Genomic DNA, 19,493 nt, shown 5'->3' with positions numbered 1-19,493 from the left:
ATAGGGATTGAACTTTCTAAGACCATATTCTTTAAAATTGAAGACTGTCTTGCAAAGGGTGTAAGTTAAAAGTCAGGCTTGGATCTTATACTTATTTCTTCTTTTTATAATGTTGATCTGTCGTTAGTTTCTCTACTGTTTAGGATAAGGGTCAGTTTCAACTGGCTTAGAAATTTTCGTAAAATCTCTTCCGTGTAATATAACTTTACAGAAAGAGGGCTAAGTTTATTTTTATAATTATTGAACTCTATTTTATCTGAAAAAACAACCTGTCTTTTATACAGAATCGAGTAATAGACATAAATTTCAAATACCGAATGTCTTTCCGGTGTACAGTATCCGGATGTAGCAATACACCAATCACTTTCAAACATTGTGGATGCATACAGTCCCAACCTGTCAGCAATAAGGCTGGATACACAATTAGAATTTTTGATCTCAGAAGCCTCGACCTTCAAAAGCTTCACTATTTTATCAGGAGTATGTACCGTGATACCGCCTTTATAAAATAATTTTGAATTAGTCATTTCCGAAAACGCAAGCTGCATCGCACCAGCGGTAACACTTTCTGCAATGGAAATGGTTTGATCACAACTCATAAATTCTTCATTGATTTGTTCCAAAAGGATCTTGTTAAATTCCATGATACTTTATAATATAGATTTTACGAACTTAAAATTGATCTGTATCTCATAAATGTATTAACTAACTCAGGGTAGTGTTTATTCTTTAAATGAAGGCTACTTTATATTATTGAAAACAAGCCATACAGCTGATAGTGTATGGCTTGTTTAAATTTTATATGTTTAATCTTCCTGCTGGGCATCAAAATTAATGTTAGTCTCTGCAATCTCCGTGAGGTTGTAATCTGTATCTTCCTCCTCCTGCAGTGTTTTTTCTAATAGCTCAGCAGCCTTATCATGTCCCATAGTAATAGCAAGTTGCGTTAGGCCTCCATAGCTCGCGATCTCGTAATGTTCTACCTTCTGCGCCGCGATTATCAGAGCTGCATCTCTTGTCATCGTGCCTTCTTCCGTAGATTTAATGATTTCTTCGCCCTCCTTAATCAATCCATCCATTGCTTCACATTTTTTCTGCTCCGGACTCTCATTAATGAGTTTAAAAACTTTCTCCAAGCGGCTTATATGCTTTTTAGTCTGTAACTGATGATCCTCAAAAGCATCTTTAAGCTCTTCGGTTGTTGCTGCGTCATGCATAGTCTGTAACGCATCTACTAATTTATGCTCAGCGTAATAAATGTCTTTTAGTGCATCTACAAAAAATTTATGCAGCGGAGCATTTTTCATATCACTTTCTTTTACTGTAGCATTCTCTACTGTCATTTTTTTGTCAGCAGCACCGGTTGTCGTATTTTCTGTTGTTTTAGTTGCCATAAGATAATGGGATTTAAAAGGTTAAAAGGCTGCCCCTTTTTCACAGAGACAGCCTAAAAAGAATTATGAATTACGTCTGCCTCCGAATCCTGATCTGCCGGATCCTGAAGATCTTCCACCACCATGAGAAGCCTGACCTCCCATTCTGGCTATTCTTGTACGTTCAGATTTACTCATTGAAGCAAAACCTCTTTTTGATGTTCCCCCTCCTGAATTAGAACCTCTGTTGCTACCTCCTGACCCGGAGTTAGAATTAGAGCCACGACCGCTTCCTGAACCGGAGTTTGATCCACGGCTATTTCCTGAACCGGAGCTTGAACTACGCCCTCTTCCTGAACCACTGTTTCCGCCCGATCTTGAATTGGAGTTTCTTGAGCTTCCTCCACTGTTTGATCCTGATCTTCCTGATCCTGAATTTGATCTTGATCCTGACCCAGATCCGGATCCTGAAGATCTTCCGCTTCCTCCTGACCTTGATCCAGAACCTGAACGGGATCCTCCACGAGAGCTACTGCCAGAACTTCCTCTGCTACCAGAACTAAATCTTCCCTGACTATCCCTGTTTTGACCACCTCCTCTATTTCCTCTGCTTCCGCCTCTTGAACCTCTGCCCCTATTATCGTCGTCGTCGTCATCGTCGTCATCGTCGTCGTCATCATAATCATCATCGTCGTCGTCGTCGTCATAATCGTCATCATAATCTTCGTCATCATACCCTCCTTCCTCATCGAAATAGTCTTCAAAATCTGAGAAATCATCATCGTACTCCTCATCCTCACTTCCATCGTTATAACCATGCTCATAACCTAATTGGTACGCTTCCTCAAGCATTGATTGGTCATCATCTGATGAATTTCTGCCTGAACTTCTGTTGTTTGAATTTCTAGTGTTCATAAATTTTACTTTTTGAAATTAATATTTAGTGATGTACCGCAGTCCTTGACTAGTATCAGACTACAGTCGGTTTATTTTTAATGTTTAGACAATACAATTCCCGCACACCGTAGAAACAGTGTGAAACATGATTGAATAATACTTTTAGTTATTCTATTATTCTGTAATAAGTTAAATGATACGTGTCCCTATTTAGAGCTCACGCCAGCTGAATCCTTCATCTTGATAGTGGCAACACTATCATTTGGATTTCTTGATGTAGTACCCGTTGTGTCTGGCCGAGTGGAATTTATATTCATTGAATCTGTAGCAGATGAATCAACAGTAATTGGTGGTGCTATTTGTACTTCTTTTTTACAACTGATTGTCAAAAGCCCGAGAAGAAGAGCTAAAGAGATTATTGCTTTCATATAACAACATTATTTTAATTTGGTATATCAAAGCTACAAGCCCAGGAAGGCAAATCCTATGACAATGATCATAATCGATTCATAAATTTTATTAAATTTTACTCTTTAGTTATTTATATGGTAAGAAAGAATAGAATCCCTCTAACATTTTTTTTTAGATAGTAATTATTCCTTTCTTTAAAAGAATTAATATGATTTCAAAATCTATATATCACCAGGATCGAAACTCAACTAATCCATCTGTCAAAATTTTCCATTGAATTTTTGAAATTCCCACCATTCCTCCAAGGGCAATAGCTAAATTCCTTGCTTTGTCTGCGATCTGAGCATCCATATTCGGTGTCTCGTTACGTCCGTAAATACCTGCTTTTATAAAGTCTTTCCCTCGTGATACAATAAAGGTAGAGCTTGCATCTCCCGTATAAAAGTGTGCAGTGTGCGTATTTATTTCACCCGGTATCCCCGATGGTTTACACTCAATAAGCAGTTGCTCCAAAATTTCATCATTAGCAGATAAATTTTCATACATATCTGTTATCTCGACCCAATCAAATCCTCTTGCTTCAAAATTGCCCGGCCCTGGAATATCAATCCTAATGAAATCTCCTTTTTCAGGTAACCTCTTTTTTAAATTCCCGTTTTTATCGTGCAGTTTAAAATCCGCACCAACTCCACTAGCATAATAATTCCAGTAATTTACAGACAAAAGACGATCTTTTAAAGTCTTATACAAATCAACTATATCTTCAAAATCTTTAGCTAAACGAATACTTTCCGTATCGTGAAAACTTCCTTTTTCTTGCAGGGGTACCCCTGTGATCAATTGTGGCTTCATTTCGTATTTTTTTTGTGTAACTAAACATTTAATTTTCATTATGCGGCATATCAACTGGCTTTGATTCCGGAGAACCTTTTTCTCTGAGCCAAATTGAAAGGATAACCAGCGAAGCAACTGCTAAAAACTCACTCTGCCAGTTTTGAAACGACTCAAACCAAAAACGGGCATCATACAAATATTCCTGAATTGGCATCACAGGCAGTTCTTTAGCAATCTGCTCACCACTGTATTCTTCATAGCTTCCATAAAAATGACAGGTAAAACTGATAAGAAAAAGAAAACCAAAAGCAATTGATAGTGAATGTTTATAGAGAATAAGCCATACACCACCCTGTTTAACCGGCCATGGTGCATTGGAATGAGGTCGAGGTTCTTTATCAACATCTTCTTTTTCATCCAAAGACTTTGATTCACTTGCCCCCTTCTGTCTGAGAAAAACAGTCAGAACAACATACAGCATCATTTGTAAAAATTCACTTTCCCAGTTTTCAAAAGTGGCCTGAACAAAATGGCCGCTGTGTAGATATTCTCCGATACTTAAAAGATGCTGCCCTTTTTCAGCCAATTCTTTGTTTTCAGTTTTCCAACCCGTCATGACCTGCCCGTATAGGCAGACAAACATCAATATAAAAAGAACAATACTTAAACTGTTGCGGTAAAAGAAATTATGTTTATTCATTGATACCTGATTTTATTTGATTGAATTTATTTTTAAAATAGGGTTTTGCATCAGTGAAGATTTATTTTTTAACCCAAACGCTTACTGACCTTGCATTTACTTTAAAGATTCCTTTACCATTGTTATCCACCACAATTTCTTCTTGTCTTTGTTGCAAAAAATCATAGAATACAGCATTTGAATATTCTTCACCCCACATTATTTCTTTGCAGGCTTTTCCATTATTTGAAATAATGACCAGACAGCCTTTATTCTTTTTATCACCCATACGCATGAATGCAATACAATTGGGATCATCAAAAAAATTGACTTGTGAACCGTATCCAAATTGTTGTCTTGCCTCCATTAATTTTGGTAGGGTCTCAACTTTACGGATTTCAACATGTATTTCTTTACCGTCTTTCATATCCGAATACTTGGCTCCGAAAAGGTCAGGATAAAAGACACATGGATAGGCTTTTTCAGATAACAAAATGATGGAATAAGCTATTGGTTTAAACCATTCTTTAACAGTGGACTCCAACGCCTGAAGTTTTTGTGTATCATGATTTTCAACAAAAGAAACGGTAAAAACAGGCATCTGTTGTAACAAAGAATTATCAAGAATCTGACGCAGGTCGTACTGATCTCCTTCTTCAGATGCTTTGAAAAAATTATAGTGTAGGGGCACATCGAAACATGAAATTAAATTACTCATTTCATCAGAGAAATAATTTATTTTTCCGGCCTCTTCTTTCCAAAACTCCCCCAAAATATAATAGCCAGAATTAATTTCTGTTTTAATATAAGTAATCCACTCTTTTAAAAATTCTGAAGAAATATGCTTTAAGGCATCCAACCTTACCCCGTCGACTTTGGTACTTTCAAGATACCATTTGATCCAGTTTTTCATCTCCTGAACAACATCTGGGTTTCTGTATTCTACATCGGCGCCCATGAGATAATCATAATTTCCGAGCTGATGACTCACTGAAGGGTTCCATTCCGTGCCGTATTCATTTATAATCTTAAAGATACCCAGTACCTCTTCTCCATTTCTCTTAATGCAGTCTATTCCACTAAAACAACGATGATCCCAGTTAAAATCTGAATACATCCCATTCCGGGCAGAAAAAGTAAATTTTGTCATTGCTGATGCTTCAAAAGGTTGTTCTATAGTCTTAATACGATTATCCTCCTCAACCTGTTGGACAAAGATATTTTCTGGTTCGTCTCCACCCATTCTGTGATTAAGAACAATATCGGCATATACACTCATACCTTCCTCATGTGCTGCTTCAATTGCTTTAAGATATTCTTCCTTAGTTCCGTATCTGGTTGCAATACTACCTTTCTGGTCAAATTCCCCTAAATCATATAGATCATATACGTCATAACCCCGGCCTTCCTTACCGAGAAAGCACTTTGTTGCAGGAGGAAACCATACCGCAGTAAAACCAAGCTGTTTTAAATAACCCGCCTTTTCTGAAAACTCATTCCATAAATTCCCGGAATGGTACCAATGAAAAAACTGAATCATTACTCCGTTCATAACCCATAATTTAACCGTTGACAATGAGTCCACCGTTCGGATGGAGAACCTGCCCCGTCATCTGTGCTGAAGCATCGGTAGCTAAAAACAGATAACTTGAAGCAATCTCATCCGTATTAGCATTTCTTTCCAGTGGAGGCTTGCTTTGATCGTCTTCTTCTTCACTAAAAGTTTTCTTAGTAAGGGGTGTCGCTACCGGTCCAGGTGCTACTGCATTGACCCGAATTCCTTTAGGTTTCGCCTGTAATGCCAGCGATCTCGTAAAAGAAACAATTGCCCCTTTTGTAGCTGAATAATCTAATAATTCTTCATGCCCCATATAAGCCACTGCGGAGGTCGTATTAACAATGGAACTCCCTTTTTTTAAATGGGGAAAAACTTCCTTGGTAAGTAAAATCATTCCAATGATATTGGAATTAAATGTCTTTCTGATGTTTTCTTCTGTAAGGTCAATAATATTATCTGCAGGAATTTGTGTTCCTGCATTATTTACCAAACTATCAATTTTCCCAAACTCAGCAACTGTTTTTGAGACGGTTACTTTACAAAAATCTATATCATTGATATCTCCGCCAAAACATATAGCACGCCTTCCTAGAGCTTCAATTTCCAATTTTGTTTTCTCTGCATCTTTGTCGTCTTTATAATAGATAAACGAAATATCCGCACCTTCTTTGGCAAATAATAAGGCAATTGCTTTACCTATTCCGCTGTCTGCTCCTGTAATGAGCACTGATTTATTCTCCAATTGCAGCCTCTCCATACTATTAAAATTTATACATCCTGTGGTTCCTGCATTTTTCCCATACGATATGCTGCCATACTATCGCTTGCCAGATTAGACATGGCTACCGTTAATTTATTTTTCAACCCCGAGATTATTTTATCCTCTCCATTCATCAGAGCATCATAGCCATCCTTAGCCACTTCTTCCGGAGTGCTGAAACTCTCTTTATCTTCCATAATTTTACTTCTGTTCATCTGGGCTTTGTTGAAGAAATCTGTATCGGTCGGTCCTGGAAGAAGTGCCGTAACCGTAATTCCGGTATCTTTTAACTCTTCACGAATCGCCTCAGACCATGATAAGATAAAAGCTTTACTTCCATGATAAACTGATTGCCATGGACCGGGTGCTTTACTAGCGATTGAAGCCAGATTCAGTATTTTTCCTGATCCTTTGCTGATACGATCCTTTAGGAAAAGTTTGGTTAAAATCAGAACTGCATTTATATTGAGCCTGACAATATCCAATTCCCTATGTATATCTGTATCTTCAAATTTTCCATAGAAGCCCTGTCCTGCATCATTCACCAATATTTCCGGGCTAATATCGTTGAGTCTAAGTTCGGCATACATAGAAAAAACATCATCTTCTTTAAAGAGATTTTTTGCCTGGGTTACCACCTTAACACCATATTTTTTAAATTCATTGGCTTTTTCAAGCAGTTGATCATGACTGCGCGATACAATAACCAGATAGTAGCCATTTTTTGCGAATAATTTCGCCAGTTCATATCCGATTCCACTGGTTGCGCCGGTGATCAGTACATATTGATTTTTGATTTCCATATTGTTTATTTTAAAATAATCATTTGATTGAGTTCACATTTAAAGCATCCGAGAATAAATTCCGCGTAATACAGCTGGGCTGTTGAAGCATTTGTTTTATGGTGCAGTTCCAGTTTTTTGGATAAAATGATTTCATTTTTGTAGGCGAATGAAAAATGCGCGAAAATTTTTTGATCAGATTCTTTCACAGGAGTTGCATATCCGGTGACAGATATCCCCCAGTCCGTATTGAATAATGAACTAACATTCAACGCCATTTCATCGGCAACTTCCTTAGAAACACAATCACACTTTATCGCTTCCTGCTCATCAACTTTCAAAAGTTTTACTTTTTCCTCAAGAGTATAGGCGGTTACCCCGCCTTTAAAAAATCCAGAGGCATCTTTGATCTGCGAAAATGAAAACTGCAGGCAGCCAGCAGTAACACTTTCTGCCACAGAAACTGTTTCATGGGCAGATTTCAGTGCCCCGCCGATATAATCCAACAAAGACTGTTTAAATTCCATGAGAATACATTTTAATTAATTAAGAATACGTCTCTCCTAATACTATAGAGATTTACTTATCTCCAAGGATCAAGCACGACTTTTACACATCCGTCCTGCTTTTTATCAAATATTTCATATCCTTTTGCCACCTCATCAAGGGAAAGGCGGTGCGTTATGATATCATCGAGTTTTACCTGCCCGGTTTCCACATATTTCATTAATTTATCAATGATCGCATGAACCGGAGATTGCCCCGCTTTAAGCGTAATGCCTTTATCAAAAAGCTGACCTACCCTAAAATTGTCATAATTCATGGGATAGACTCCTAATATGGAAACAAAACCTCCACGTCTTACTCCACTCATACACGCCTCCAGCACTTTGATAGAACCTTTTTCAAAATTGACAACTGCCTTTGCTCTATCCATCAGATTTCTGTCTGGTTCAAAGCCTACAGCATCTATACATAAATCGGCACCTCTGCCATTGGTCATGCTTCTGATTTCGTCAACAGTCTGTTTAGCGTCTTCCCAAAGAATGGTTTCGCATCCTGTAAGATTTTTTATCTGATCCAGTCTATATTGAAGGGTATCAATAACAATTACTTTTTTTGCATGATGAAGAATAGCACTTTTTACGGCCATTGATCCCACAGGGCCTGCACCGAAAATGGCTACCGTTTCTCCACCTTTAAGGTCCGCCCACATTACGCCGGTATACCCTGTAGGAAAAATATCGGTAAGAAAAAGCACCTGTTCATCGGTCAATGAATCAGAAACCTTTCTAGGCCCGAAATTAGCATAAGGAACTCTTACATATTGTGCCTGCCCGCCATTATACCCACCATACAGATCGGTATAACCAAACATTCCACCTCCTTTTTCAGTAACCAAACCTCCTTCGGGACCATAATTTTCTATATTGGAGTTTTCACAGCCTGATGGTAAATCATGCTGGCAGAAATAACACCCTCCGCATGCAATCGGAAATGGCACAACAACTCTGTCACCCGCTTGTAGGTGATTGATGTTTTTTCCTACTTCCTCCACAATTCCCATAAACTCATGTCCCATTACCATAGGACGTGGCTGAGGAATTCCTCCCGAATACATGTGAAGATCACTGCCACAGATTGCGGTAGAGGTTACACGAAGAATAATATCATTTTGATCTTCAATCTTTGGATCATCGACGGTATCGCAGGTAATGTTACCCGGCGAATGAAAAACTGCTGCTTTCATATTGTTATATTTTATGGTTTGGTGTTTATTCGTTATCATGTGGTCATTAGACCCTAAAAAGCTGATACGTTGGCCATTTCAAATTGTAAGCTGATTAAAATGACTGACGCAAGATCTGGGTAAAGTTTTTTATACCTCAGCAATGGTAGAGGATATCCCCCTCCCTGAACAACTAAAGATAGTGTACCAACAATAAATAAATGAGGCAAAGGGAACTTAGACTCATCCCAAGAATGCTTAGCATTCTTCCTGTTTTTAAATTGTCGAAATTGGAGTAACCTCCTTTATTTTTATCGTATACTTTTTTATCTTTTCTGTAAAGAAAAAAAGCGATGCCTCCGGTAAGTATTCCCGGGATTCCGTAACAACAGCATAAGGCTACAGAAGAAATTCCGAGCACTAGCACTGCTGTAGCATTGGGTAATTTGGAATTTCTCATGATGATAGGTTTTGAAGCCAGTAGATTATTCCAGTAATAAAATGCAGCCGGCATTAATGATTAAACACTGTCTTTATAAACATTAATTTTCTGGGCTATAAATAAATAAATAAATAAATTAAACCATCGAACCGTCAGCATCAGATTTTCAGAAATAATATAACGTCCTTCGAATAATATCCGATAACCCTTTCAAGGCAGATTACCGGATATTTATTCGACATTATTTTACAGCATCTTTTGCTTTTTTAGATTCCATTAAATGATGATCTAAAGTGGGAAGCGTTTTAGTGGCAAAATTTTTCATAGAGGATTCGGAACCGTCAGCAGCTTCTTTCTTGAAATCAGCTATTGTTTTTTCATGATCCTTAACCATCATATCGGTATACATACGATCAAAATCAACTCCCTTTTTTGCCTTCAGATCATCGTATGTCTTTTGTTGGTCTGCATCTAAACCGGTAGGCAGAGTGTAAGCAGTTTTAGAGGCCCATTGTTGTAATTCTTCGTTGGCTTTAGTGTGATCTTTTACCATCATTTCACCCAGTTTTTTAACCGCTGAGTTGGTCGCATTTTGAGATGCAAGTTTTCCCGCCATCACTTCCATCATTCCTCCTTTTGCTGCTGCATCAGCAAATTTTCGATCCTGATCATTTAATGATGTTGCTTCAGAAGACGTTTGGGAAGTTGAAAGAGAATCTCCAGGCATTGCACCCGAATCCACGGGAGCAGACATTTCGCTGTGATCAGCTGAATGATCAACAGTAGTGGTTTCTTTTTTGTTACACGCCGTTATTGCAGCAATGGCTACAATGATTAGAATTGTCTTTTTCATAATATTTTAATTTGTTGGTGTTGATATGAATGTCAAGTAGTTTCTACTCATTTTTTATACTAATCCGTTTCTTTCTTTTTCAAACTGCCATACCCTGTGATTAGCTATCGCCTTAATAAATAAATCATCAGAATCAGCATCCTTAGCAGAAATTACTCCAGGATCATCATGTTTGATCGATACTATATCTGTAAGGTTTTTGATTACTTCAGTATCATATCCAAAGTAAATGGCTTTACAGTGACGGAATGCTTCATTGATAAAATCAACCGTCATATTTTTATTTCCAGGCTTTACAAAGCCTTCTGCAGATTTTGCACCGCCACAGATATACAGGGCATCAAAACAAACACTTGAAGTCGTAGATAATGAATAATCCGGAATGTACGTTTGGCCGTCCGAAGATTTTACCGGTGCTACGGAATCAGCAATATATTGTACAACTGCACCCTGCCCTTCTAATTTTTCTATTAAATGATCGGTAGAAGCAGCATCAAACCCATCAGTCATCATAAAGCCAATTATACGACTCTCAATGGTATCTTTAACGGTATTGGCCATACTCAGTGCTTCTGAAAATTTTAAGGAAGGTTCAATTTCCGCACTTTGGAGACTTGCTGGATCGGCATCTGCAGGAATACTTTGATTGGGCTGATCGAGAATTTTAACCTCAACACCTAATCTGGATGCCACCTCCTGTGCCAAATCTTTGTTTACAAAAGCTAGCTGACCAACCATTCGTTCTCTGATGACAGGAAGCGTTACTTTTGAAAGCTCAAAAACCAATGCGTTTTGCAGATGCGTTTTTTCAAAAGCAGACTGACTGTTGTAAAATAATTTTGCCTGAGAATAATGGTCTACAAAGCTGGAGCTTCTTGCCCTTACTTTATGTCCTTCTACCCGCTCCTCCTGGGAGACAAAACCTCCTTCTTTCATCATAGCCTGAAACGGACACCCCCCACCCATTGAATTGGGTTCGTAACTTACTTTTCCTTTAACGATCTGCTGACGCATGTGTCCGTCACGCTGATTATTGTGAATGGTTGTAATGGACCTGTTGATCGGAATTTCATGAAAATTCGGAGAGCCTAATCTGGTAAGCTGAGTATCGGTGTATGAGAAAAGTCTTCCCTGTAAAAGAGGATCATTTGTAAAATCTATGCCGGGAACAATATGACCGGGATGAAATGCTACCTGTTCTGTTTCTGCAAAGAAATTATCCGGATTTCTGTTTAATGTTAGAGTCCCTACAAGTTCCACAGGAACAAGCTCTTCCGGGATAATTTTTGTAGGATCAAGGAGATCAAAATCAAATTTGTGTTCATCTTTTTCAGGAACTACCTGCACCCCCAAATTCCACTCAGGGAAAGCTCCGTTCTCAATGGCCTCCCAAAGGTCACGTCGATGAAAGTCAGGGTCATTTCCTGAAATCTTCTGTGCTTCGGGCCAAGCCACCGAATGGACTCCCAATTTGGGTTTAAAATGGAATTTCACAAAGTGTACATCGCGCTGTTCATTGATAAATTTAAATGAATGAACACCAAAACCTTCCATCATACGGAAGCTTCTCGGAATCGCACGATCACTCATCAACCACATGATCATATGGGTACTCTCTGGCATTAATGAAATGAAATCCCAAAAAGTGTTGTGAGCTGAAGCAGCTTGTGGAATCTCATTATCAGGCTCAGGTTTTACAGCATGAACTAGATCTGGAAATTTTATAGCGTCCTGAATAAAAAATACAGGCATATTATTACCTACCAAGTCATAAACGCCTTCTTCCGTATAAAATTTTACAGCAAACCCTCTTACATCCCGAGCCAGATCTGTACTTCCTCTACTTCCGGCAACGGTAGAAAAACGCACAAATACAGGAGTCTCTTCCTCTATATTGTTTAAAAATTTAGCTTTCGTATATTTTGCCAGACTTTTATTTAATTTAAAAACACCGTGAGCACCGGAACCTCTTGCATGAACTACTCTTTCGGGAATTCGTTCGTGATCAAAATGAGTAATTTTTTCTCTGAGAATAAAATCTTCAAGAAGAGAAGGTCCTCTTTCGCCGGCTTTCAGAGAGTCCTGATTGTTATTGATCTTTAATCCCTGATTAGTGGTCAGTTTTTCGTTGCTGTTATCCGTTGCATGGTCTTGAAGTTGATCACGCTTCTGGTTTGATCCTAAATTTTCATTTTCCATATTTCTTGTTTTACGATTTGATGTAGGTGATGTTGATTTAGTATTTAATGTACTGTATCAGGTAATGCGATACAGCAGATTGTCTCAGGATGATTTATATTCTGAATAAAGTTTCTTTTGTAAAAAAAGAGAATTAACTAATTGGGCCGCGCCGCACCTATTAGAAAATAGAGTGCATTACTTTAACTTTCTATAACATATGATAAAAAAGTAAGCAGCACAGGTTAATCTGTGTCAGTATTTTTGTAATTGGTGTTCATATAATCTTTATTTTATGGTGTATTTCAAAATTACAAATCCATAAAAATCTACCCTATGACTTAAGTCATATAGCAATAATTTATTGTAGTAATACCTATGAAAAAATTATAAATCCTTAAATATTAATTGCCTTCCTGGTATAGAAGAATATGCTTTTTAAACTATTGGTCTGATTAAATTTATTCCAATCATCAGCTAGCATCGAATGATAAAATAACAGGCAAACCAGCAATAGGAAAAATAGGTATGACTGAAAGGACTAATAAAATATTTTTCCACCAATATTTTTTACAATATTTTCACGTTCCATCTTTTTTAATACTCTTATCACAGTTTCTATTCTCAATCCTGTAAGTGAGGCAATTTCAAGACGGGTGTAAGGTATTTGATAAGCGTATTGTTCTGTCACATTATGATATTGCTTCAAACAATCCATCACACAGATTATTTTACTGAAAGTGTTTGTGGATGATAAATTATTTAACATCACATAACGGTAGTGCATTCTTTCAGAGGTATATTGATAAAGTTTAAATAATATGCTTTTATCACTATGAATCAGATCAAAGAATCTGGCTATTCCAACTTTAATAACGGCTACATCATTCATCGCTACTGCATTGACGGGATAAGGTCTTTCGGAAAATATAAAAGTTTCTCCAAGACAGTGCCCGGTTGAAGGTAAACTATGGATAAATTCTTTTCCTTCCTGATGATAATTGTTGATTTTTACATTGCCATATTTTATCTGATAATAAAATTTTGGTATTTCTGATTCTCTAAATATCATATCATTTTTGGTGAATTTCACTAATTGTCCTCCATAATGAAAGAGTAAATCTTCATCAACCAGCATATTGAAAAAATTATTAGGGGGTATTAAACTTGTACCAATTAAATTGCAGAATTAAAAAAAAGTGACATATATCACTGATAAGTGTGCAATTAACTAGCATCCAAAGGTAATGGTAAAGGACACTTCACATGTATGACCTAAATCATACGTACGAAATATGAGTACAAAATGTCAATCTGTCAAACGAACAATTTTACCTATATGTATTTAAAAAATTTATTTAACCAGTGCAATCAATAGATTTTAGGTTGCTGGTTTTTGTATTATCTTTAGATAAGAATTGTACTATTTACTATTAAAAGATCTAGTATAATCAGGAATATTTAATTTTTGATATTCTATTAACTTCAACACCACATTATTATGATTATCGATCAAAATCTTTTGCAGTTATATGGTGCAGAAACGACACAGTTTAAAGCCCATGATACAATATTTCAGGAAGGTGATACTCCAAAACGCTACTATCAAATAACAGAGGGAAGAGTTAAATTAAATCATTACGATGAAGACGGGAAAGAGATTATTCAAAGTATTTTGTTTTCAGGACAAAGCGTTTGTGAATTACTTCTTTTTATTACCGAAAAATATCCTGTCAATGCGATAACATTAACTCCTTGTGAAATTATTACCATTCCAAAAGACAACTTCTTTAAATTGCTTGCTGATCATCCGAATGTATCTTTAGATATCAACAAGTTTATATCCGAACGATTGTACCAAAAATTTGTCATGATGCAGCATAATTTATCATTGAGACCGGAGGTGAGGCTTTTGGGAATTCTTGACTACTTTAAAAGCTACAGCAATAACAAAGAAAAATATTCATTCGAGGTTTATTTGACCCGAAAACAGATGGCTGCCATCACTGGTTTACGAATTGAAACTGTAATTAGAACTATTAAGAAAATGGAAAGTGATCATGTATTAAAATTGATTAACAGTAAAATATTTTACTAAAACCTATTCGTGATAATTCGTATTGGATAGAGGAATCTTTCGAAGAAATAATGGTATCCATATGTAACAGCTATATCCTACTCTGTTATCGATTTCCATACTTTTTATTTTAAGCTAATGGCAATTATATAATGATAAATTATAACATGTAAATAATCCTAATACGATCTAAAATCAAATAATTATGATTTAATTAACGTATTTATAATATAATGCTTAAAATAAGTCCATAAGTCCCACTATTAATATATTTTATATTTTACAATTAATTAACTTTATGATTGCAAAACAGATAAAATATACCAGAGTATGATTCAAAGCATATCGTTTAAATAGTGTTTGCATTATATTTGCTACATATTAATTGCTGATGAATTATATTATCTCCTAACAAATTATGGAGCTTTAGCAACTTTCGTATGGAAAATCGTCTGATGAATATTTATTAAAAAGGCGCGATCCACTTCATGATTTTCTGTCAATCCTAAGTTAGACTGTTGCTTTAAAAACATACTGTAACATGCAGCAAAATTACGATACTCGTATTACGCTGATGATCCTACATTGGGAATTTACATCCATTCTTATCACTAACCACAAAAATTAAAAGTATGTTTTTTAAAGAAGAACTTCTACGCTCCATCGGAGCTGTAGAACAAAATTATAATCCGGGAGATTATATATTTCGTGAAGGCTCAAATCCCAAATTTTATTTTCAGATTATTAATGGTGATGTTAAACTAAATAACTATAATAGTTCAGGTAAAGAATTTATTCAAAATATACTCAGTTCAAAAGATCCCGTAGGAGATTATATGTTATATATAGAACAGACATATCCCGTAAATGCTGTAGCTATTTCGAATTGTACTATTATCAAATTATGTGCAAGTACCTTCACACATTACTTAGACCAACATCCAAGTCATTATTTAGAACTCTGCAAATCCTTATCAAAGCACCTCTACCGTAAATTTATTCTCATGCAAAAAATATCTTCTCCGAGCGCTGTTGAAAGGATTAAGGAAGTATTGGAGCTCATGAAGCATGAACACGAAAATAAAACTCCATTTACTTATGAAGTTCCCATCACAAGGCAACAATTAGCTTCTTTAACAGGATTATGCGTTGAAACAACTATAAGAGCTATAAAAAAGATGGAGCGAGAGAAAATAGTCCGAATTACAAACCGAAAAATTATGTATTAATCTTTATGTAGGCATCATTATACAATGGCGACAATTATATTACAGTTTAATTCTATAGATAAAAAGGAATGTTCTTTCGAGCATTCCTTCATTATTCATTTCTTCAAAAAAGATAATGACTTTCGAGGTTCTTAATTAAAATTAGTCCAATCTTAAATTCCAACTACTTTCTGTTTTCGTGATTTTTAGGGAACTTGCCAAACTTCTCATATAGTTTGTGAAGTTCATCCAGTTCATCTTCTGTTAAATCTTCAATATCTACAATTCGATTGTTGGCTTTTTCATGAGCTGAAATCAATTCGTTAAGCTTTATCTGGATGGCCTTAGAATCTTTATTCTGTGCTTTTTGGATTAGAAAAACCATGAGAAATGTAACGATGGTGGTTCCTGTGTTAATAACCATTTGCCATACTTCAGAAAATTTAAATACCGGTCCTGTAGCTGCCCAGATAATAACCAAAATACTTGCCCCGATAAAAGCACCCGGACTTCCTGCAAAACAGGCAGCCCAATCTGCAAATCTGTCAAAAAAATTCTTTTTCATTTTATAAACTATAGGTGAAAATTATTATTAATATTGAAGCATACTTAATAAAGATTATGTCTTTAATGATCGTTTTTGAATTACTTCTCAAAATATTTGGCTAGTGACCGAACTTTTAGAGTTAAATAGTTTAGATAAATAAAATTCTTACTGCCCAATCAAAGCTTTTATGTGAGCTGCCAATTTCGAAAAAATTAGTTCAGTTTAGTATGATCATGATCACATCGATATCTATTTTTATAAGGGGTTTGTGTCGCATGTACTACAAAAGATGCATTTCTTCTGTGACATGGAGATAAGTATAACTATAGTGATGAAAAAGAAAATTCTCTAAAAATAATTAATGTAACTATATATTTGACAATAGAAAGTGCTCCTTTAAACACTTTCTATTGAGTAAATACATTTATTTTTTAGGGTTGTCCATTACCACCTGCTGCACCATATATATGCCCAGTTGTAAAGCTGGCACTGTTATCAGCAAGCTGAACAAAGATCGAAGCAAGCTCAGCAGGCTGTCCCGGTCTGCCGAATGCCGTATCTTCACCAAATTTTTCAATTTTCTCTTGTGTTTGTCCTCCGCTGATCTCAAGAGCAGTCCAAACGGGTCCTGGAGCGACACCATTCACACGGATTCCTTTTGATCCCAATTGCTTGGCTAATGATTTGATATAGCTTGTGGTCGCTGCCTTTGTTTGTGCATAATCATATAGATCCTCAGAAGGATCATAGGCCTGTACTGATGACAGACCTATGATACATGATCCTGCTTCGAGATGTGGTAATGCGGCCTTTATGATCCAAAACGGTGCATAAAGATTGGTTTTCATAGTCCTGTCAAATTCTTCAGTACTTATATCCATTATGGATTCATGAGTTTTTTGATGACCAGCATTATTTACCAAGATATCAATACCGTTCAATTCCTTAACCGCCTTAGATACTAATGTTTTACAGAAACTTTCATCTCTTATATCTCCCGGAATAGCAATAGCTTTGCAGCCTGCTTTTTTTATGAGAGCGATTACCTCCTTAGCATCAGCTTCTTCTTCAGGAAGATAGTTTATTGCTACATCAGCTCCTTCCCTAGCATATGCTATAGCAGCTGCTCTTCCGATACCCGAATCTCCACCAGTAATTAAAGCTTTTCTTCCTTTCAACCTGCCAGAGCCTATATAACTTTTTTCACCATGATCAGGAACTGGATCCATCTTACCTGCTAATCCTGGAAATGGCTGAAACTGCCTTTTAAAAGGTGGTTTAGGATATTTTGTGACTGGATCTGTCAATACTGAATCCCTTTGATTTTCTTTTTGTTGTAATGAAGATTCTCTTGAATTGATATGGGCCTTTGACACATCCTCACCCATTTCATTACTTTTTGTAGTCTGCTTTTTCATTAATAAAGTATTTGGTGTGATAAATTGATAATGAAAGTTCAGCAACTATAAGACCATTAAATAACGTATTATCAAAATATGGTACGTGAAAATTAGATTCTAACTACGAACAGCGCTCACTAATTAAATTATTTAAGTGTAATTACTCCTAAATACCGCAAATCAAAGAAAATAAAAACCCATCACTTGCCTTATTCAATGCCAAAACAACACCTACCTAGTATATTACATGCTCAATATTAAGACATTACAATCGATCTTTTTCACACGGCACAATCATTGTACGTTTTATTCAAAATAAAGTACAATGAAAGCAATTTGGAACGGCGCCATTGGCTTTGGTTTAGTCAATATTCCTGTAAAGATTTATTCCGTCACAGAAACCAGCAAATTGGATTTGGATATGCTTGATAAATCCGATTTTTCGAATATTAAATTTAAAAGAGTCAACGAAAAAACAGGCAAAGAAGTGAAATGGGAAAACATTGTTAAAGGTTATCTCATGGACGATAAATACATCATTCTTGATGATGAAGATTACGAGGCTGCAAGTCCTGAAAAATCTAAAATTCTTTCCATTGATCAGTTTGTAAAAGAAGTGGAAGTCGATTCCGTTTATTTTGAAAATCCTTACTTTCTCGAACCGCAAAAAAATGGTGAAAACGCATACCAATTGCTGTTAAATGCTTTAGCTAAAACAAAAATGGTCGGTGTCGGAACTTTTGTTCTCCGTGAAAGTGAAGCCATCGGAATGATTCGACCTTATAATGATGATGTTTTGGTTTTAAACAGATTACGATTTGCTCAGGAAATTCGGGATTATAAAGATTTAAAAATACCCTCTAAAAAAGCTCCGAAACCAGCCGAACTGAAAATGGCGGTAAGTTTAATAGAACAGCTTTCGCAGGAATTTGATCCTGAAATGTATAAAGACACCTATTCCGAATCTTTAATGAAAATTATTAAGCAAAAAGCGAAAGGAAAAGGCGTAAAAGCTAGAAAAGCAGAACCTGCTAAAGAAGGCAAAGTGATTGATTTGATGGCTCAGTTAAAAGCCAGTTTACAAACTTCTAAATCCAAAAACGCATCGTAATGGCTCTCAAAGATTATAACGCAAAAAGGAAATTCGACGAAACGAGTGAACCGAAAGGGAAAACAAAAAAAAGCAAAGACAAGCTTATTTTTGTAATTCAAAGGCACGCGGCGTCGCGACTTCATTATGATTTCAGATTAGAAATGGAAGGCGTTCTGAAAAGCTGGGCAGTTCCGAAAGGTCCTTCTTTAGACCCGAAAGACAAACGTTTGGCGATGGAAGTTGAAGATCATCCTTACGATTATAAAGATTTTGAAGGAAATATTCCCGAAGGAAATTACGGAGCCGGACAAGTGGAAGTCTGGGACAGCGGAACTTATGAACCTTTGGATGAAACGAGTCAACTTTCTGATGAAAAGGAATTGCTGAAAGAATTAAAAGCCGGTTCGTTAAAATTCGTTTTATACGGAAAAAAATTAAAAGGAGAGTTCGCTTTAGTTAAAATGAAAAATGCAGAAAATAATGCATGGCTTCTCATTAAACATAATGATAAATTTGCAGAAGAACATTACGATGCCGAAGAAAACACAGCCAAAAATTCTCAGGTTACAAAATTTTTAGAGGAAAAAAAAAGCCTAAAAAGCAGCAAAAAGAAATCATAACTTCGGAAACAAAACCTAAATTCCAACGATTTAATTCTTTAGTTGACGAAAA

At 36.2% G+C, this 19,493-nt stretch carries 21 protein-coding genes; 4 read left to right on the top strand and 17 right to left on the bottom strand.

What is annotated here, in order from left to right; genetic code table 11:
- Positions 1–104: 104 nt before the first annotated feature.
- From OEW74_RS03940 to OEW74_RS03870, 15 genes are all read right to left on the bottom strand, one after another.
- A complete protein-coding gene (locus OEW74_RS03940) occupies positions 105–644 on the bottom strand; it encodes a CinA family protein (protein ID WP_265427258.1) in 540 nt (179 codons plus the stop codon).
- 162 nt (positions 645–806) lie between these two features.
- The gene (locus OEW74_RS03935; protein ID WP_265427257.1) at positions 807–1,394 is read right to left on the bottom strand and encodes a ferritin-like domain-containing protein; all 588 of its coding nucleotides are present in this window, start codon (positions 1,392–1,394) and stop codon (positions 807–809) included.
- A gap of 63 nt (positions 1,395–1,457) precedes the next feature.
- Positions 1,458–2,288 carry a KGG domain-containing protein gene (locus OEW74_RS03930; protein ID WP_265427255.1) on the bottom strand — a complete coding sequence of 277 codons (831 nt, stop codon included), beginning with the start codon at positions 2,286–2,288 and terminating at the stop codon, positions 1,458–1,460.
- A 188-nt stretch (positions 2,289–2,476) separates the two neighbouring features.
- Positions 2,477–2,698: a hypothetical protein gene (locus OEW74_RS03925; RefSeq protein WP_265427254.1), complete on the bottom strand. Its 222-nt coding sequence runs from the start codon at positions 2,696–2,698 to the stop codon at positions 2,477–2,479.
- 211 nt (positions 2,699–2,909) lie between these two features.
- Positions 2,910–3,533 (bottom strand): hypothetical protein, encoded by a 624-nt coding sequence (locus OEW74_RS03920; RefSeq protein WP_265427253.1) that lies wholly within the window; start codon positions 3,531–3,533, stop codon positions 2,910–2,912.
- A 28-nt stretch (positions 3,534–3,561) separates the two neighbouring features.
- Positions 3,562–4,215: a DUF6766 family protein gene (locus OEW74_RS03915; protein ID WP_265427252.1), complete on the bottom strand. Its 654-nt coding sequence runs from the start codon at positions 4,213–4,215 to the stop codon at positions 3,562–3,564.
- Between the two features lie 61 nt (positions 4,216–4,276).
- Complete coding sequence (locus OEW74_RS03910; RefSeq protein WP_265427251.1) at positions 4,277–5,746, bottom strand: alpha-amylase; 1,470 nt, start codon at positions 5,744–5,746, stop codon at positions 4,277–4,279.
- A gap of 10 nt (positions 5,747–5,756) precedes the next feature.
- Positions 5,757–6,509, bottom strand: a complete 753-nt coding sequence (locus OEW74_RS03905; RefSeq protein ID WP_265427250.1) for an SDR family oxidoreductase — start codon at positions 6,507–6,509, stop codon at positions 5,757–5,759.
- An 11-nt stretch (positions 6,510–6,520) separates the two neighbouring features.
- Complete coding sequence (locus tag OEW74_RS03900) at positions 6,521–7,315, bottom strand: SDR family NAD(P)-dependent oxidoreductase (protein ID WP_265427249.1); 795 nt, start codon at positions 7,313–7,315, stop codon at positions 6,521–6,523.
- 5 nt (positions 7,316–7,320) lie between these two features.
- Positions 7,321–7,821 (bottom strand): CinA family protein, encoded by a 501-nt coding sequence (locus tag OEW74_RS03895; protein WP_265427248.1) that lies wholly within the window; start codon positions 7,819–7,821, stop codon positions 7,321–7,323.
- A 56-nt stretch (positions 7,822–7,877) separates the two neighbouring features.
- Positions 7,878–9,044, bottom strand: coding sequence for a zinc-dependent alcohol dehydrogenase (locus OEW74_RS03890; protein WP_265427247.1), 1,167 nt, complete (start codon positions 9,042–9,044; stop codon positions 7,878–7,880).
- Positions 9,045–9,216: 172 nt separating this feature from the next.
- The gene (locus tag OEW74_RS03885) at positions 9,217–9,483 is read right to left on the bottom strand and encodes a CCC motif membrane protein (protein ID WP_265427246.1); all 267 of its coding nucleotides are present in this window, start codon (positions 9,481–9,483) and stop codon (positions 9,217–9,219) included.
- A 223-nt stretch (positions 9,484–9,706) separates the two neighbouring features.
- A complete protein-coding gene (locus tag OEW74_RS03880; protein ID WP_265427245.1) occupies positions 9,707–10,318 on the bottom strand; it encodes a DUF4142 domain-containing protein in 612 nt (203 codons plus the stop codon).
- A gap of 54 nt (positions 10,319–10,372) precedes the next feature.
- Positions 10,373–12,517, bottom strand: a complete 2,145-nt coding sequence (locus OEW74_RS03875; protein ID WP_265427244.1) for a catalase — start codon at positions 12,515–12,517, stop codon at positions 10,373–10,375.
- A gap of 520 nt (positions 12,518–13,037) precedes the next feature.
- Entirely contained in the window at positions 13,038–13,634 is a 597-nt protein-coding gene (locus OEW74_RS03870) for a Crp/Fnr family transcriptional regulator (RefSeq protein WP_164463292.1), read from the bottom strand.
- A 363-nt stretch (positions 13,635–13,997) separates the two neighbouring features.
- Between OEW74_RS03870 and OEW74_RS03865 the strand changes: the two genes are divergently transcribed.
- Entirely contained in the window at positions 13,998–14,594 is a 597-nt protein-coding gene (locus tag OEW74_RS03865) for a Crp/Fnr family transcriptional regulator (protein WP_265427243.1), read from the top strand.
- A gap of 611 nt (positions 14,595–15,205) precedes the next feature.
- The gene (locus OEW74_RS03860) at positions 15,206–15,802 is read left to right on the top strand and encodes a Crp/Fnr family transcriptional regulator (protein ID WP_265427242.1); all 597 of its coding nucleotides are present in this window, start codon (positions 15,206–15,208) and stop codon (positions 15,800–15,802) included.
- 163 nt (positions 15,803–15,965) lie between these two features.
- Here the strand turns inward: OEW74_RS03860 and OEW74_RS03855 are convergent, their stop codons facing one another.
- Positions 15,966–16,346: a low affinity iron permease family protein gene (locus OEW74_RS03855; protein ID WP_265427241.1), complete on the bottom strand. Its 381-nt coding sequence runs from the start codon at positions 16,344–16,346 to the stop codon at positions 15,966–15,968.
- Positions 16,347–16,759: 413 nt separating this feature from the next.
- Positions 16,760–17,746 carry an SDR family oxidoreductase gene (locus tag OEW74_RS03850; protein WP_265427240.1) on the bottom strand — a complete coding sequence of 329 codons (987 nt, stop codon included), beginning with the start codon at positions 17,744–17,746 and terminating at the stop codon, positions 16,760–16,762.
- Positions 17,747–18,053: 307 nt separating this feature from the next.
- Between OEW74_RS03850 and OEW74_RS03845 the strand changes: the two genes are divergently transcribed.
- Positions 18,054–18,839, top strand: a complete 786-nt coding sequence (locus OEW74_RS03845) for a Ku protein (RefSeq protein WP_265427239.1) — start codon at positions 18,054–18,056, stop codon at positions 18,837–18,839.
- Positions 18,839–19,441, top strand: a complete 603-nt coding sequence (locus OEW74_RS03840) for a DNA polymerase ligase N-terminal domain-containing protein (RefSeq protein WP_265427238.1) — start codon at positions 18,839–18,841, stop codon at positions 19,439–19,441. Before OEW74_RS03845 ends, OEW74_RS03840 begins: the two co-directional genes overlap by 1 nt.
- Positions 19,442–19,493: the final 52 nt, after the last annotated feature.

The sequence above is a fragment of the Chryseobacterium sp. YIM B08800 genome, from assembly GCF_026163565.1.
GTDB lineage: Bacteria > Bacteroidota > Bacteroidia > Flavobacteriales > Weeksellaceae > Chryseobacterium.
Note: the sequence above shows the minus strand (reverse complement) of the source record. Positions and strands in the feature narration are given on the sequence as shown.